At 68.9% G+C, this 15,852-nt stretch carries 11 protein-coding genes and 1 pseudogene; 8 read left to right on the top strand and 4 right to left on the bottom strand.

All coding sequences use genetic code 11. From position 1 onward, the window contains the following. Window positions 1–727 precede the first annotated feature (727 nt). Window positions 728–1,579: a DUF5655 domain-containing protein gene (locus ACFZCD_RS19920; RefSeq protein WP_391832560.1), complete on the bottom strand. Its 852-nt coding sequence runs from the start codon at window positions 1,577–1,579 to the stop codon at window positions 728–730. Between the two features lie 490 nt (window positions 1,580–2,069). On the opposite strand from ACFZCD_RS19920, the pseudogene ACFZCD_RS19915 reads away from it, so the two are divergent. The 3 genes and pseudogenes from ACFZCD_RS19915 to ACFZCD_RS19905 form a co-directional block, all read left to right on the top strand. Continuing rightward, window positions 2,070–2,240: pseudogene (locus tag ACFZCD_RS19915) on the top strand (helix-turn-helix transcriptional regulator); the annotation flags it as partial. Between the two features lie 122 nt (window positions 2,241–2,362). Then, on the top strand, window positions 2,363–3,451 hold the full coding sequence (locus ACFZCD_RS19910) for a tyrosine-type recombinase/integrase (RefSeq protein WP_391832558.1): 1,089 nt from the start codon (window positions 2,363–2,365) through the stop codon (window positions 3,449–3,451). 664 nt (window positions 3,452–4,115) lie between these two features. Beyond that, window positions 4,116–5,093, top strand: coding sequence for a site-specific integrase (locus ACFZCD_RS19905; protein WP_391833112.1), 978 nt, complete (start codon window positions 4,116–4,118; stop codon window positions 5,091–5,093). Window positions 5,094–5,118: 25 nt separating this feature from the next. On the opposite strand, the gene ACFZCD_RS19900 is transcribed toward ACFZCD_RS19905, so the two are convergent. Continuing rightward, entirely contained in the window at window positions 5,119–6,090 is a 972-nt protein-coding gene (locus ACFZCD_RS19900) for a pentapeptide repeat-containing protein (RefSeq protein ID WP_391832556.1), read from the bottom strand. Between the two features lie 134 nt (window positions 6,091–6,224). Beyond that, complete coding sequence (locus ACFZCD_RS19895) at window positions 6,225–6,581, bottom strand: hypothetical protein (protein ID WP_391832554.1); 357 nt, start codon at window positions 6,579–6,581, stop codon at window positions 6,225–6,227. 513 nt (window positions 6,582–7,094) lie between these two features. Here ACFZCD_RS19895 and ACFZCD_RS19890 point away from each other — a divergent pair. The 5 genes from ACFZCD_RS19890 to ACFZCD_RS19870 all read left to right on the top strand — a co-directional run bounded on the left by ACFZCD_RS19890 (window position 7,095) and on the right by ACFZCD_RS19870 (window position 13,235). Beyond that, complete coding sequence (locus tag ACFZCD_RS19890) at window positions 7,095–7,988, top strand: hypothetical protein (protein WP_391832552.1); 894 nt, start codon at window positions 7,095–7,097, stop codon at window positions 7,986–7,988. A 239-nt stretch (window positions 7,989–8,227) separates the two neighbouring features. Further along, window positions 8,228–11,044: a cation-translocating P-type ATPase gene (locus ACFZCD_RS19885; RefSeq protein ID WP_391832550.1), complete on the top strand. Its 2,817-nt coding sequence runs from the start codon at window positions 8,228–8,230 to the stop codon at window positions 11,042–11,044. Next, window positions 11,041–11,700: a potassium channel family protein gene (locus ACFZCD_RS19880; RefSeq protein ID WP_391832548.1), complete on the top strand. Its 660-nt coding sequence runs from the start codon at window positions 11,041–11,043 to the stop codon at window positions 11,698–11,700. Before ACFZCD_RS19885 ends, ACFZCD_RS19880 begins: the two co-directional genes overlap by 4 nt. Next, window positions 11,697–12,353 (top strand): potassium channel family protein, encoded by a 657-nt coding sequence (locus ACFZCD_RS19875; protein WP_391832546.1) that lies wholly within the window; start codon window positions 11,697–11,699, stop codon window positions 12,351–12,353. Before ACFZCD_RS19880 ends, ACFZCD_RS19875 begins: the two co-directional genes overlap by 4 nt. Window positions 12,354–12,434: 81 nt before the next feature. Next, the gene (locus tag ACFZCD_RS19870) at window positions 12,435–13,235 is read left to right on the top strand and encodes a DUF5710 domain-containing protein (protein WP_391832544.1); all 801 of its coding nucleotides are present in this window, start codon (window positions 12,435–12,437) and stop codon (window positions 13,233–13,235) included. 4 nt (window positions 13,236–13,239) lie between these two features. Here ACFZCD_RS19870 and ACFZCD_RS19865 read toward each other — a convergent pair whose 3' ends face one another. Beyond that, window positions 13,240–15,825, bottom strand: a complete 2,586-nt coding sequence (locus ACFZCD_RS19865; protein ID WP_391832542.1) for a cation-translocating P-type ATPase — start codon at window positions 15,823–15,825, stop codon at window positions 13,240–13,242. Window positions 15,826–15,852: the final 27 nt, after the last annotated feature.

Raw genomic sequence — 15,852 nt, 5'->3', positions numbered from 1 at the left:
CCCGGCATGCGGCGGATACGGTCAAGGCCGCCTGACGCGGCCTCACGCCGGACGAAAGCGTGGAAGGCTTTCTCGGCGGAGTCTCCCCAGAGCGACACGCCGAGAGCGAATTCGGGCTGCCTGTTCCGCGGAATCAAGACGAGCCCCGATTCCTGGTCAAACTCGATGGAATCCGTCGCCTTAGCCACCCGGCCCTGCCTTTGCTTCAACGTCGTAGAGCACCGCTCGCCACGCACCTCGCCCGGCTACAGATGTGCACCGGCGGCACAGATCCAGACGCCAAGACAAGAAAAGCGCAGGCTGACAGCGACGATATCCTGCGGCCTTCCTCCAGCCCGGAGAGGGGCGGGCTCGTCCAGCAGTCCCGTCGGCATCCGTGCCGGGCCCCTCGCATCGGCGCGAGCGACAGAAATGCATACTCCGCACATCGATGCTGCGGCCGATACCGGACGCCTCACAAGCCACTGCCGGATGCAGAACCGCCAGGCGGCTGGCGGCCCCCTGGAGCGAAACAGCGGTGCTCGACCAGCCGGGATTCGACGGAAGCCGCGAACTTCAGCCGCCTATCCCATCGAGTCCCCGGTTAGCGAAGCCGGGGACTCGACGGCACCCTTGGCAGTCCACCGCCAATCCCCGCCCACTCCGTCGAAAGGCGACGACACGACCAGGCCCCAACTTCATAGTGGTGAGCACGAGTTGCCGACCTAAGACACAGCACTTGCCGTCTCTACGCCGCGGTATAGCTGCGCCGAAAGAGGTCCTGGGCCCGCTCCAGGTCGCGATCTGTGCGCAGCCGCACCTCCAGGTCACCGGTCCCGTGATGGCCGAGCGCCGTGACTTCCCGGGTGAAGCCGGGGACGAGGTCGACCTCCTTGGGGTTGACCTTGAGGTAGACGAGCAGCTTGTTCTTCTGCGGCGGGCACACGCAGGCGAAGTTCCGCAGGCGCTGGTAGGCGCGGTAGGTCTTGCGCTGGGCCTTGGTGATGTCGTCACCGAGCCCGAGCAGGACCTGGTCGACCTCCGCGAACAGCTCCTCCATCGCCGCATCCGCCACACGGGCACCGAGTCCCGCCGTCTCACTCGCCCGGCGGGTGCGCAGCACCGCCGTCTGGGCGGCGACCGAGGCGACGGGCTCCAGACCGAAGTGGTCGGCGCCGAAGAAGCGGTAGCGGACCAGGTCGATGCTGCGCTGGTGCTCGCGGACGGCATGAACGTCGTAGCGGGTGAAGTTGCCGGCCACGCAGATCAGCCTGGGCGCGCTCCACAGCACTTGGGCCGCGACCGCTGCCCCGAGCCGGTCGCGGACCAGGTGCCCGAACTCCGCCTTGTGGTCCACCAGCCACGATAGGTAAGAGAGCCCCTGGTTGATCACGCCGGCATCCGTCGCGCGCTTGAATTCAATGGCCACCGGGGCGCTGTTCTCGTCGATCCCCAGGGTGTCGATCCGGCCGCCGTGGACGGGACCGGTGCTGTACTCGCTCGCCAGGAACCGCACGCCGAGCGTCGCCTCGAGGTTGGTCTCGACATGGTCCTGGACGTCCGCCTCGACCTCGGCAAGACGCGACGGGATCTCGATCACGTCGCGCTTGGTGTGGAACAGCTTCAGTTTCGACGCCCCCTTTCCCTGAGTTGCATGCCTTCAGCGTCCGCGAGTAGGAGATTTGTTTCCGCGGAGCCCCGCGTGTGATACCGAGGCGTGGCACTACCGCATCTGAACGGCCGGCCGCCACCCGTCCTAACGGGCGGGGGCGTCAGCGTCCTCTAACACGGAATCCCCGGTTCGTGAAACCGGGATCTCTCCGGAGACTGGTCTGCAGAGTTCGTTCTCCCTGAAGGAACTGAGCATCGCAGCACTGGACTTCGTGTGTCGTGCGTTTATTGTTTCGTCCCGCCGCGAGGCTTGCATCGATGCCCCGCTTGGCAGGGGAACTCGCTCTCGGATCCCGCCCCTTCGCTCCAGGACGTACATGCCCCACTCCCGCACGACGCCCCGCATATCCGCCCGCCCGCTCACGCACGACCATGCCCTGAAAGACGACGAGCCGGAATCTTGGTAATCCACCGGTCAGCTCGCCCGCCTGCTCGACGTTGACCCCTCGACCTTGCGCAGGTGGCGCACAGCCCGGCCTCCGCAGGGTCCGCCCTTCATCCGCCTTTCGCAGCGGCGGGTGATGTACAGCTCTTTCGACGTCCGGCAATGGCTGGCCGAGCACCGCGTCGACACCTCCCAGGTAGCCTGATGGGGTACGTCGAGCAACTCCCCATCGCCGTACCGCTCTCTCCCGACATCGAATTCCGGCCCGACCGGCCGCCCCCCTACAAAGCCCGTGTCCGATGGGTGGATCCGATCTCGAAAAAGCGGATGTCGCTTTCCGAGTCCCGCGCCACCGAGGACGAGGCCCAGGGCTGGATCGACACCCTGACCGCTGCCGCGCTGCGCGGTGTCCAGCCGCACGACCAGCCGCTCCGGCAATACGGGGATGCCAACATGAAGTTGGCCCTGCGCGGTCTGGAGGCCAAAACCCACGACCCGTACAAGGCCGGCTGGCGCCTACGAGTGGTGCCGAGCCTGGGCCACATCCCGGTCACCATGATCAGCAACGGTGCCGTGGACCGGTGTGTCTACGGCTGGATCGCCGACTCCGCCGGGCGCTCCTCGGTGAAGAACAGCCTGGCCGTACTGGTCCGGGTGATGGAGCAGGCCCGCCGCGACGGCATCATCACCGACAACCCCGCTCGGGTCAGCGGGTGGCAGTACGAGTTCAAGAAGGCCGAGGACGAACTCGACGACCCCCGGTGCCTGGCGCTGCGGGACTGGGACACCCTTGAGGCCCTGGCCGACGCGCTGGTGGAGCGGTCCTACGGGCAGTACGCGGGCTGGGGCAGCGTGGTGACCTTCACCGCCTGCACCGCCGCGCGCATCGGCGAGGTCTCCGGCGTCCGGGCCCGCGACATCGACCCCGTGAACTGGATCTGGACCGTCCGACGGCAGACCACACCGGCCCCCGGCGGGCTGATCGACAAAGGCACCAAGGGCAAGGCCGCCCGCCGCGTGCCCCTGATCGAGGAAGTACGACCCCTGGTGGCCCAGCGTCTCCTTGCCGCCGGTCACGACCCCGACGCCCGGCTGTTCACCGGCCCGCGCGGCGGACGCATCACCACCGCCGTCCTCCGGGACGCCACCCACTGGGACGAGGTCGTCGCCGACCTCGGCTACGAGCACCTGCGCCGTCACAGCCTCCGTCCCACCGGCCTGACCTGGATGGCCGACGCGGGCGTACCGCTGCACGTCCTGCGCGTGATCGCCGGACACGGCTCCCTGCGAACCACCCAGCGCTACCTGCACCCCGACCTGCAGGCGCTCCTCGCCGCCGGCACATCCCTCAGCAGCCACCTCCGCGGCGCCCCGGTCCTCTCGAAGCCGCTGGCGGCCGGCCTCCAGGCCTTGTGAGATGTACACAAACGCCCGAATTGCTAGTTGATCTTGGTCTCCAGCAATACAGGGCCTGATCAGCGGTTTTTCCGGGAGGTGGTCCCCAAGCGGTCCCCAGGCGCCTGACACCCCATCAGACAGTCAAGTCGCAAGATCAATAAAAAACGCCCCCTGACCTGCGGTTTCCCGCAAATCAGAGGGCGTTTTTTCCGGTCGGGACGGCGGGATTTGAACCCACGACCCCTTGACCCCCAGTCAAGTAGATACCTGCCACAAAGGCGGCAACCTCCACCAAAAGGTGCTTCGCGAGGTTGGGCATAACGGATTTCGTTTGGCAGCGCGCACACCGTGTGGTCCCAAACTGGTCCCGCTGGACTGGCTCCGCACAGTTCTCCAGACATCGAGGGGTGTCTCATCTGGGTGAGATCTTGTGCCCTCCCGTAGCTGTCGGCGGAGAGCCTCCGTTGGCGTACGGGGGAACGTGCTCAGGTCGGTACGGGAGGGGTCGGTGCGGCTGTACTTCGCCAACCACCGGGCGGTGTGGCGGGTGGGTGATGTCGCGGGGATCGATCGGTCTTTGCTGGCGGGGGCTCTTGAGCGGTATCGCCTGCCGGCGGGTACGCCGGTCCTCCTGGACGAGGCGATGCGGCCGGTGGAGCCGGTCTCCTCGTAGTTTCGCAGTCTGGCGCTGGCCCGGCGGGACGCGAAGTCAATGCGGGCCTACGCCTACACGGTGCTGATGCTGCTCGGCTTCCTGCTGGCCCGTGGGGCGGACCTGCGCTCAGCCACCGAGAGGGACATCCTGCAGTTCCGGCAGTGGCGCCGCGAGGACGCCGAGGAAACGGTGGAGGGACCCACCTGGGACCGGGACGCTGCGGCGATCGTCAGCCTCTACAAGCACCTGGTCCGCATCGGCTACGTGCGGGCCAGTCCGTGGCGGTCGTCGCAGGGTGAGTCGCTGGGCAGCGGCTTCAGTACGGACGTGCGGGTGCGGCATCTTGAGCTGGAGCAGTACCTGTTCTTCCGGGACGTCGGGTTCGGTGGGCTGACGCCCGAGGCCAAGCTCGACGAGACGTTCGGCGGGTGGCGCCCGCATCGCAATCGGGCCGCGGTCGAACTCGCGCTGCTGACCGGGATGCGGGCCCAGGAGTGGTCCACGCTGTTGCTGCCCGAGCTCGGCTTGATGGCGGGGGACCGCCCTCGGACCACCGACGTCGATCTGGCGGCCTGCGCGAAGCAGAAGCGGCCCCGGTCGGTCTACGTCCCGGTCGGCGCAATGGAGTTGCTGGACCCCTACACCGGCCAGCCCCAGCACACCGACGGAAAACTCACCAAGAACAACCTCTGCCGCGAGGCCGGGGTCAGCCGGGTCACCATGAACCGGGCCCCTGAGATCCTCCTTGACTGGGACTCGCGCGTCGCAACCAGTCCGGCTGGCATTCAACAACGCCAGCGCGACACCGAAGTCGTCGAGCTGCAAAGAAAGCTGCGCAAGAGCCGCGAGGAATGCCACAGCCTTCAGGAGCAGGTCGACGCTGCCGCGACTGTCATCATGACCCTCCTCGCGGAGAACGTCTCCCTGCGCGAGCACGCTATCGGCCAGCCAGCAGCTGTGATCCCCTTCCCCTCAGCGAGGCGGAAGGACCTGGAAGTTGAATGAGCGGTTTTAACATGCTCTGCACTCATCAGCTCACGGGAAACAGGTCTGGGCCAGCAAGCGCCCGGTCGCGGCTTGCGACGCTTCGGATACGAAACAACCCTGGGCTGATTTCCTCAGAACGGTCACGGATTTCCGCGTGTAGTTCGGCGGGCCACTGAGTCTGCAGCGACCAGAGGGCCAATGAAAGATTGGCATCTGTTAGAGCCACGCTCCTCAGGTCGGTGTTAGTCAGGACGGCACGTGACAGGTCCGCGCTGGCAAGAATGGCACCACTCAGGTCGGCCAGAGTCAGTCTTGCCATCGTCAGGGTCGCGTTGCGAAGGTCGCCGTCGACGAGCGTGGCGCTCGTCAGGTCCGCTCCAGAAAGCGTGGCGCCTCTCAAACTAGCACCGGTCAGGTCGGCGTACGTCAAAACGGCTTCGGTCAGGTCGGCATCAGCGAGTCGGACGCCAGTGAGTTTCGCGCAGGCTAGGTGCGACCTTGCCAAACTCGCGCCGGTCAAATCTGCATGCGTCAGGATTGCACCGATAAGAATCCCGTCAAAGAATTTTGCGTCTTGCATCATGGCGCCACTCATGTCCGCGTTGGTGAGATTTGCCCCAGGTACCCAGGCTTCCCTCAAATTTGCGCCTTTGAGATTCGCACTGGCGAGGTCGACCTCGTCCGCAAGGACGCTGCCCATTTCCGCATCGGAAAGACGGGCGCCAATCAGGACCGCCCGCCTCATCTCAGCACCCACTAGCCGACCGCCGCTCACATCCGCCCCGGTAAGGAGCGCTTTATTCAGCCGGGCATCAGTCAAATCGGCACGAGCCAGGTTGGCACTGACCAGGACAGCTTCGTCGAGATTTGCGCCGTTCAGATCCCCCTCTGCAAGCATGACGCGGGATAGTTCGCGACCAGACATATCACCACCCGCCAACTGGTCGAAATCTAGGTCGACCGGCAGAGGAGACCAGCCTGCTTCCGTCGACGATGGGCCGTCGGACAGGAACACAGGGTCAGTCCGTGTCAGGAGTGACGAGAAACGGGCACGACTGCTTCCAGTAATTGGGACAGGAGTCACTGAAAAGACGGGATGTGTTCGAGTGAGAAGCGACCAAAATTGAGCAATCCTGGAACCGGCTTGCATCACGCCTCCGATCGTTCTGGTGGCGCTTCCTCTGAAGCCTTTGTCGATCCTCGCGCTTGCTTACGGAGGCCGTCGATGGTTTTCGGGCCCGAAAGTCCCGTGATGAACGCCCCCAAACCGCCCGCCAGTTGACCAAACACCGTAAGCGCTCCAGCAGCACCGATCCCGAGCGTCACCCGAGTAAGGACCATCAGGAGGTAGATTGCCTTCTCCGGTCCGTCCTTGATCTTCCATGGCAGCTTCTTCTTGTTCTCTAGAATCAGGGCAAAGTCCGCAAGCTCTCCCAGCGCAGCACCCAGCGCTCCCCACAGCGCTGCCTGCCACCACTGCATCAAACGCCCTTCGACAGCCGCCACTGGTTGGAGGTCACGGAGCGGTGGGTATGCCACGCTGGTTCCGTAACGAGGAGTGACGCGCGCAGAGAGCCAAGGTCACCCGCTTCTTGGCAGGGTATGGACGATCTTCCTGTGCTTCCCACGTGCCACACCGCGGACCAACGCCGCTGTGCCCAGTTGGAGGACGCAGAGTGGCTGGCTCCTCTGCGTCCTGACGACCTCGTGGTCACACCTTCTTCTGTCTCATGAGACACATCGAAGTCTGGAGAACGTCCGCTTGACTGCTCCTCCCCGCCGGACGACATAGAGGTCGGGGGCACTCTCCCCTCCCCTACTGACTGCCCGCTTTCTGTCCTTTGCCCCGAGAGGGGCAGGACGGGATCTCAAGCGCATGGGGCCTGTTATTAGAACTGTTGGCTCGGGCGTCCGGAGCGGCGGCGGATGAGACGCCCCACGGCAGTCGTTGTGCCGATGCGACAGCTTGGGGCCTGTTATTAGTGCCCTCACGCTGCGGCTTTGCAGCACAATGCCCCTGTGTCACATCCGTCCATCACGGTTCTCGACGAGCTCATCCGTGGTCTGGTCGTCGGACCGTCGCGCCGACGTCAGCTCGGCATGGTGCGTCAGGAGCTGGCTGCCGCCCTCGAGCAGAACCTGCTGGCCGCCCGAGCTCGGAGAGAGCTGCCACAGCTCCTCGACGAGACAGCCCTACGGCACTACGTCCAGGTGGCGGAGACCGGCGTGCTGCGCAGCCGCCTGGTGAACGGTGAGAAGCCGCCCACTTCGGAGGCAACGAACGCGGCGCGGCTGGCCTGCCTGGAGATCATCCGCCATGCAGCAGGGCTCCCGGGCGTCTTCATGGAGATCACTGGACCTGTCGCGCTGAGGTCTGTCCCCCAGAGCGAGCAGCTCACAGCTCTGCGACGACGACTGCACCGCGACATGTCCACAGTTCGGTCTCCCGGTCATGCCAGGTTCATCGCCATCCTGGCGGTGGTACTCGACACCCGGGCGCGGGTCGGCGAGCTGGTGACCCAGCACATCGACCACGTGTCAGGCGACGGCCGCAGCATTGTGATCCTCCGCCGTCCACAGCACGGCACGGACGCACCGCCGCACCGTGAAGCCATCCCCTTGTCCCTACTGAGCCGGGATGCCCTTGACCGCTGGCTGCCCGTCCGCGCGGAGCTGACCGAGACCCTCGAGGGCAGCGCCAAGGCGCTCTGGGTCTCACTCGCTCACAACCACGCCGGAACACTGCGCGACGACGGCTCGTACACCCGGCGCCGTCACGGCATGCCCCTGCAACAGCGCGGGCTGATCCGCAGCTACAACAGCGGACGCCACCGCTATGGGCTCGCAGATCTCCTGCCCCCGAAACTCGAACAGCTACGCCGTGCTCTCGAACGGGAGACCGCCGCCGACTGACCCGACAACCGGTACCTCTCCCTTGCACCCGCAAAGGCACGTGGCCCTTCGACGGCTCACGCGCCGATGACGCTCGGCAAGGCCGCGTGGTGCCCGTCCGGCGAACGGGTGCTCGTCCGCTGTTTCCCCCCGTCCTTCTGAGTGCTGCGAGTCCTCGGCTGCGAAGGTGTGGCCGAAGGAGGTGTCGACGTGGCCCGTACCGCGCACCGAGTCCCCCTCTGTCGGCGGAGCGGACCCTGATGCCGGCCACCACAAACCTGCGGCGGCCCGGTGATGCCCCCGGTCCCGGAATCCACTCACCGGAGGCCGGGCCCCTCGCGCAGACGCTGCCGCCCGCAGATGTCTTCGCCGCTCTGGGCAGCGATCCCGGTGGCCTGCCGGTCGCGGAGGTCGCGGCGCGTGCCGTGCGGTACGGCGCGAACGAGCTGCCACGCGTCGCTCGGAGGGCGCCCTGGCGGCAGCTGGCCGCCCAGTTCACCGACCTGTTCGCCGTGGTCCTGATGGTCGCGTCCGCGATCACCTTCCTGGCCTGGGGGCTCCAGCGTCCGCGTGACAGCGGCACGCTGCAGCTGGCCGTCGCGATCCTCGGCGTCGTGCTGTTGAACGCCGTCATCGGTTTCGTGCAGGAGTACTCGGCCGAGCGGACCGCGGAGACGTTGCAAGCGATGGTCCCGCATGCCTGCCGGGTCCTGCGCGGTGGGGAACGGCGGGAGGTCCCGGTACGGGAGCTGGTTCCCGGGGACGTGGTGCTGCTGGAGGCCGGGGACGCGGTCCCGGCGGACTGCCGGCTGGTGGAGGCGTACGACCTGTCGGTGAACAACGCGGCGCTCACCGGCGAGAGCGACGCGGTCACGCGCACGGCCGAGGCGGTGGCGGCCGGGCCGGTGCTGCAGGCCCGCAATGCCGTGTTCATGGGGACGGACGTGGTGGTCGGCTCGGCCAAGGCCGTGGTGTGCGCCACCGGCGCCGCGACGGAGTTCGGGCGGATCTTCCGTCTGGCTGCTGCGGCGCCACGTCAGCGCACGCCGTTGCAGCGGCAGGTGGCCGTGATGGCGCGCCGGGTGGCCGTGGCGGCTCTGGTGACGGGGGCCGTGCTGTTCGCCGTGCGGCTGCCGACTGGGCAGTCGCTGGTGTCGTCGTTCGTGTTCGCGCTCGGGGTGATGGTGGCGCTGGTGCCCGAGGGGCTGCCGGCGACGCTGTCGGTGTCGCTGGCCGTCGGAGTGCGGCGGATGGCCCGTCGGCACGCGCTGGTGAAGAAACTGCTGGCCGTGGAGGCGTTGGGCTCGACCACGGTGGTATGCACGGACAAGACGGGCACGCTCACCGAGGCCGAGATGACTGTGGTGGCCGTGTGGGCGGGCGGGGTGACGCATGCCGTGTCCGGCGTCGGGTACACGCCCGAGGGCGAGGTCTCCGGTGACGGCCAGGTGCACGAACTGCTCCGGGTGGCGGCGCTGTGCTCGGACGCCCGGCTGGTCCCGCCGTCCGACCGCCGGGGGTGGCGGGTGCTGGGCGACACCACCGAGGGCGCTCTGCTGGTGGCGGCGGCGAAAGCCGGCCTCGACCCGGTGTCCGAGGAGGCTGCCGCGCCTCGAACGGCCGACTATCCGTTCGACCCGGTGCGCAAGATGATGAGCGTGGTGTGCGCCGAGCCCGGCGACGGCCACCGCGCCTACGTGAAGGGGGCGCCGCACGAGCTGCTGGCGCGGTGCTCCGGCGTTGACTGGCAGGGGGCGTCCCGACCCCTGACGGACGACACCCGCGCCGCCGTCGCCGCGGCCGCCGACGAGCTCGCCGGACAGGGGCTGCGGGTGCTCGGCGTGGCGGCCCGTACGGTCTCCGGTCCCCGGCCGGCTCAAGGCGAGGCCGAGAACGGGCTGACGCTGCTGGGGCTGGTCGGCATGCTCGACCCGCCCCGTCCCGAGGTGAGCGCCGCGGTAGCCGCCTGCCGCTCCGCCGGCATCCGCATCGTCATGGTGACCGGCGACCACCCGCTGACCGCCGAAGCCGTGGCCCGGCGCGTGGGCATCGTCCGCGAAGCACGCCCCACTGTGGTGACCGGTGACCGCCTGGACGCCATGGACGGTAAGGACTTGGACCGGCTACTGGCGCAGTCCGGGGAGCTGCTGCTGTGCCGGGTCAGCCCTGAGCACAAGATGCGAGTAGTCACCGCCTTCCAGCGGCGCGGCGAGGTTGTGGCCGTCACCGGTGACGGCGCCAACGACTCACCCGCCCTCAAGCACGCCGACATCGGCGTCGCCATGGGCACCTCGGGAACGGACGTGGCGCGCGAGGCGGCGGTCATGGTGCTGCTGGACGACTCGTTCGCCTCCATCGCCGTGGCGGTACGGCTGGGACGCTCGGTCTACCAGAACATCCGCAAGTTCCTGGTGTACCTCTTCAGCCACAACATCGCCGAGCTGGTGCCCATCCTCGCCGCCACCTTCGTGGGCTTCCCGCTCGTTCCCATCAGCGCCGTGCAGATCCTGGCCATCGACCTGGGCTCCGACGTCCTGCCGGCACTGGCTCTCGGCACCGAGCCGCCGGAGCCCGACGTCATGGAACGACCGCCCCGTTCGCGCGAAGAACGTCTGTTCTCCGGCCACGTCGTACGGCGTTTCCTCTTCCTCGGCACTATTCAGGCGATCGGCGTGTGTGCGGTGTTCTTCTGGCGCGTGAACTCCGCTGGGATCCCCTATTCCGCCTTCACAGCGGACAACCCCGTCTACCGGGAGGCGATCACCATGACCCAGGCGGGCATCGTCGTCAGTCAGTTCTTCAACGCCCTGGCCGTGCGGACGGAACGGCAGAGCGTCCTGCGCGCCGGCCTGTTCTCCAACCCCCTGCTCCTGGCCGCCGGCGCACTGGGCATCGCCCTGATGGCCGCCATCAGCTATGCACCCTTCCTCCAAGCCGTCTTCCACACCGCCCCGCTGAGCCCGGCCGACTGGGCAGTGCTCGCCTGCCTGGGCCTGCTCCTCCTCCTCGCCGAAGAGACCAGGAAATGGCGGCTGCGGCGTCGGGAAGCCGCTGCCGAAGAGGGAGCACATCGATGAGGCTGATCATCGTCGGCTGCGGCAGGGTCGGTTCCACGCTGGCCACCCGGCTCGTCGCCGAGGGGCACGACGTCCGCGTCATCGACCAGGTCGCCCGCACCCGCCGGCTGCTCCCTGCGAACTTCTCCGGCCGCTTCCACGTCGGCAACGGCTACAGCCGTACGGCCCTGGAGGCCGCCGGCATCGAGCACGCCGACGCCTTCGTCGCCGTCACCTCCCGTGACGACAGCAACATCGTCTGCGCCCGGACGGCGAAGGAGACCTACCGGGTGCCGCTGGTCTTCGCGCGCGTCTACGACCCCCGGCGCGCTGGCCTCTACCGCGAGCTGGCCATCCCGACCATCGCCAGTGTCAGCTGGACGATCGACCGCATCCACCGGATGCTGCTGCACCGCCACCTCGAGCCGGAACTCACCTTCGGCAACGGCGAGACAGTCCTGGTGCGTTCCGCCCTCCCCCACTACCTGACGGGTCGGCCCGTTGCCGACTTCGACGTGGACGGGGAGATCCGCGTCGTGGAGGTCACCCGCGCCGGGCACTCCCTCCTCCCCGCCCACGGCACCCTCACCGAGCCGCATGACGTCGTGACCTTCGCCGTCGCCGCCAAGTCCCTCGGCCGGCTGCGCGCCTTCCTCGACAAGGAGCTGGGGACATGAAGGTCGTGATCGCCGGAGCCGGCCGGCTCGGCACGAAGATCGCCCAGGTCCTGCTCGCCACCGGCCACCAGGTGACGCTCGTCGACGTCGACGAGGACAGTGTCGCCGAGCTACGAGGTCAGGTGGCTGCCGACCTGATGGGCGGGGACGCCTGCGAGCCAGCGGTCCTGGAACACGTCGGCGCGCGGACAGCCGACCTGGTCGTCGCCGCGACGGGGCAGGACGACACCAACCTCGTCACCGCCCTGCTGGCCAAGCGGCACTTCTCGGTCCCTCGCGTGGCGGCCCGCGTCAACGACGACGACAACGCCTGGCTGTTCGACCGGAACTGGGGCGTCGACATCGCGCTCCCGGCCGCCGCGCCCCTGGTCTCGCTGATCGAGGAGGCCACGGCGGCCACCGACACAGTGGCCCTGCTGCGGCTGAGCAAAGCCGGGGTCGACGTGATCGAGACGGCCATCACCGAGCAGTCCCGGGCGGCGGGCCGGGCACTGTGCGACCTCCCGCTCCCCGCCGGTACGGTCGTCGCGACCGTCGTCCGGGACGGCCAACCGACCGCTCCCGCTCCCGGGTTGGTGCTCCAGCCCGGTGACGAGGTCCTGCTCGTCTCGCACGAGGCGTCGGAACGGGAGATTCACGCCGCCTTCCAGTAAGGGAAGGTCTCGTGAACGCCGACGAGGAGCCCAGCCATGCCGATAGCGTTGCCGCGTCGCCGACAGGGAGGGGTCACCAGGGTGGTTGAGCGGATATGGCTGGACGTTCCGTACGCGCAGAAGGACGAGGCGAAGGCAGCCGGAGCCCGCTGGGACCCTTCCGCCAAACGCTGGTACGCGCCCCGTGAGCGAATGACCGCACTCGCCCCGTGGGCGGCGGCCCCGGACATCCCGGACCTGCTGCCGGGTGAGGACCGTACGCTCGGCAGCGGGCTGTTCGTCGACCTGGTGCCCAGCAGCTGCTGGTTCACCAACGTCCGCTCCTGCGTCGCCCAACGCGACTGGGAACGTCTGCGCCGCATGATTACCCGCCGGGCCGGCCTGCGCTGCGAAGCCTGCGGGGCGACAGAGGACCGCCAGTCCAAGCGGTGGCTCGAAGCACACGAACGATGGGTGTACGACGAGGCGCGCCGCGTGCAGACGCTCAAGCGCCTGATCTGCCTGTGCACCGACTGCCACACCGTCACCCACTTCGGCTACGCCCAGGTCCGCGGCCTGGAGGCCCAAGCCTTCGCCCACCTGGTGCAGGTCACGGGGATGAGCCCGGGGCAGGCTCGGCAGCACGTCGACGCCGCCTTCGCCTTGTGGGAGCAACGCTCGGCCCTGACCTGGGGCCTGGACCTGCGCATCCTCACCGGAGCCGGTATCACCGTCACTCCCCCGCCGGACGCACGGCACCGCCGCGGCATCGCAGCAGCGACGCTGGCGGCCGAGGAGGCCGCCGGGTCGTCCCCGGCCTCGCGGGACATGCCGTCGCTACCTCGGCAGGACGCCCCCTCGGCCTTCGTCCGGAGCCTGTTCCGCGGTGCACGTCGGGGCTGAGGCGTCACCGGATGCGGGCCCACCGGGCTGCGCCGCCTTCCGGCACGAGCCACGCCTGCAGGCGCATCGCCGCGTACCCGAGCAGGAAGGCGGCGCCCGCCAATCCTACATCGGACAGGGCAGGAGGCTGGGTGCCCAGCAGTTCGCGCAGGAGGGGTACGTACGCCCCCGCGATCTGTAGGGCGAGCGCCGCCGCCAGGGCCAGGAGGAGAAAGGGGTTGGCCAGGCTTCCGGGCCGGGCCCGTGAGCCCAGGCCCACGCCCAGTTGGGTGGCGCCGAGGACCAGGAAGATCAGCGTCTGCCAGGGGCGGCCCGTGCCGTGGGCCCAGCATCCGACGGTCAGGGTGACCACCGCGATGAGAGTGCCCAGCGCGAGGATGCGGGCCCACAACCCCTCCCCCAGCACGCTTTCCTCCGGAGGTCTGGGCGGCCGGTGCATGGCGTCGCCGGCCGTCGGTTCGGCGCCGAGGGCCACGCCGGGCAGGCCGTGGGTGAGGAGGTTGATCCACAGGATCTGTGCCGGCAGCAGCGGCAGGGGCATGCCCAGGGCAGGGCCGGCGAGCATGACCAGGATCTCCGCGCTGCCGCCCGCGAGGGCGTACAGGAGGAAGCGCCGGACGTTGGCGTAGACCCGGCGTCCCTCTTCGACGGCCGCGACCACGGTGCCGATGTCGTCGTCGGCCAGGGCCAGGTCGGCAGCCTGCCGGGCTACTTCCGTGCCCCGCCGACCCATGGCCACGCCGATGTCGGCCCGGCGCAGTGCGGGCCCGTCGTTGACGCCGTCGCCCGTCATGGCCACCACGTGCCCGGCGGTCCGCCAGGATTCGACGATGCCGAGCTTCTGCTCCGGTGTCGTACGGGCGAACACGCGCACCGCAGTGGGGGCTCCGGCCGTCCCGCCCCGGATCTCCTGGCCGGTGACGGCCTCCTCATGGGCGGAGGCGATGCCCAGCCGCCGGGCGACGGCTTCGGCGGTCAGCGGGTGGTCCCCGGTAACGAGCACGGGGGTGATGCCCGCGGCCCGACATGCCGCGACCGTATCGGCGGCGGCCTCCCGGGGCGGGTCGAGGATCGCGACCAGCCCGAGCAGACGAAGGCCGCTCTCCCAGCCGTCCGGCGCGGAGTCCGCCCTGTCGGCCGTGGCCACCGCCAGCACCCGGTACCCGTCGCGCGCCCACTCCCCGGCCCGCGCCAGCGCTCGGCGGCACGACTGCGGATCGTCTTCGGCGATATGGTCCCCGCGCAGGACCGTTTCGGGCGCGCCCTTGCACACGACACGCAGCTGCCCGCCGGGGTGGCGGTGCACCGTGGTCATGCACTTGCGTTCGCTGCTGAACGGGACCTCGTCCACGCGCGGCATGCTCTCGCGCAACCCCGCCGCGTCCAGGTCGAATCGGGCGGCGGCAGTCAACAGGGCGGCTTCCGTCGGATCGCCCAGCGCCGTCCAGGCACCGTCGCCCGATTCGGGCGGACGAAGTGCGGCGTCGTTGCACAGCACCGCGGCGGCCAGCAGTTCGGCCAGGTCCGGTGCCTGGTCGCTCCATAGGAGGTGCCCGTCCCGTTCCACACGCCCTTCCGGCGCGTAGCCGGTGCCGGAGACGGTGGCCTCGCCGCCCGCCGGGGTCCACAGCCGCCGGGCGGCCATGCGGCCCTCGGTGAGAGTGCCGGTCTTGTCCGTGGCCAGCACGGTGATCGAGCCCAGGGTCTCCACGGCCGGCAACCGGCGGACGATGGCGTGCCGTTCGGCCATCCGGTGTGCGCCCAGGGCCAGGGCGAGCGTCACCACAGCCGGCAGGGACTCCGGGACCGCGGCGACGACCAGGCTGATCGCCGCCACCACCATCAGCTCCACCAGTTGCCCGCGCAGGGTCCCGACGAGCAGCACCACGGCGGACAGCACGACGGCGACCAGGGCCAGGACACGGCCGAAGCGCGCCAACCGGTGCTGGAGTGGAGTGAGTCCGGGCGGCGGCGCCATCAGGGCAGCGATCCGGCCGGTGGCACTGGCTGCGCCGGTCGCCGTCACCTCGACCCGGCCACGGCCCCGCAGCACCACCGTCCCCGCCGACACCGCAGCGGCCGACGGGTCATGCAACGACGTCTCCTTGGCCACCGGCACGGACTCACCGGTCAGTGAGGACTCGTCCACCAGCAGCCGCGCCGCCTCGAGGACACGGCCATCGGCGGGAACGATGTCGCCCTCACCCAGTAGGACCACGTCGCCGGGCACGATGTCCGCAGAGTTCACCTCCCGTTCGGCGCCGTCCCGCACCACGCGGACCACCGGAGCGCTGAGCACGCGAAGCGCCGCCACAGCCTTCTCCGCACGGGCTTCCTGGGCCACACCGACCGCGCTGTTGACCACGACGACGATCCCGATGATCGATGCATCGACGAGGTCGCCGGTGGCGACGGTGAGCACCATGGCGGCCAGCAGCACCAGGATCAGCGGGTCACGCAGCTGGGCGAGCACCCGCCGCCACACCGGCGTCCGGCGGACGGAACCGATGACATTGGGTCCGTGGCGCGCCAGGCGGCATGCGGCCTCCGCCTCGGTCAGCCCCTGGAGCTCCTGCCGTGGCATTGTCATAGACGGGCCGTCTCCGTCTGCCCCACC

Source organism: Streptomyces sp. NPDC008001, assembly GCF_042958085.1.
GTDB lineage: Bacteria > Actinomycetota > Actinomycetes > Streptomycetales > Streptomycetaceae > Streptomyces.
The sequence above is the reverse complement of the archived record's forward strand: the minus strand, read 5'-3'. Positions and strand labels throughout refer to the sequence as shown.

Coding starts and splice junctions, on each gene's coding strand:
- ACFZCD_RS19885 (WP_391832550.1), top strand. CDS start 8,228: ATGCCGGCCACCACAAACCTGCGGCGGCCCGGTGATGCCCCCGGTCCC.
- ACFZCD_RS19880 (WP_391832548.1), top strand. CDS start 11,041: ATGAGGCTGATCATCGTCGGCTGCGGCAGGGTCGGTTCCACGCTGGCC.
- ACFZCD_RS19865 (WP_391832542.1), bottom strand. CDS start 15,825: ATGACAATGCCACGGCAGGAGCTCCAGGGGCTGACCGAGGCGGAGGCC.
- ACFZCD_RS19910 (WP_391832558.1), top strand. CDS start 2,363: ATGTCGCTTTCCGAGTCCCGCGCCACCGAGGACGAGGCCCAGGGCTGG.
- ACFZCD_RS19875 (WP_391832546.1), top strand. CDS start 11,697: ATGAAGGTCGTGATCGCCGGAGCCGGCCGGCTCGGCACGAAGATCGCC.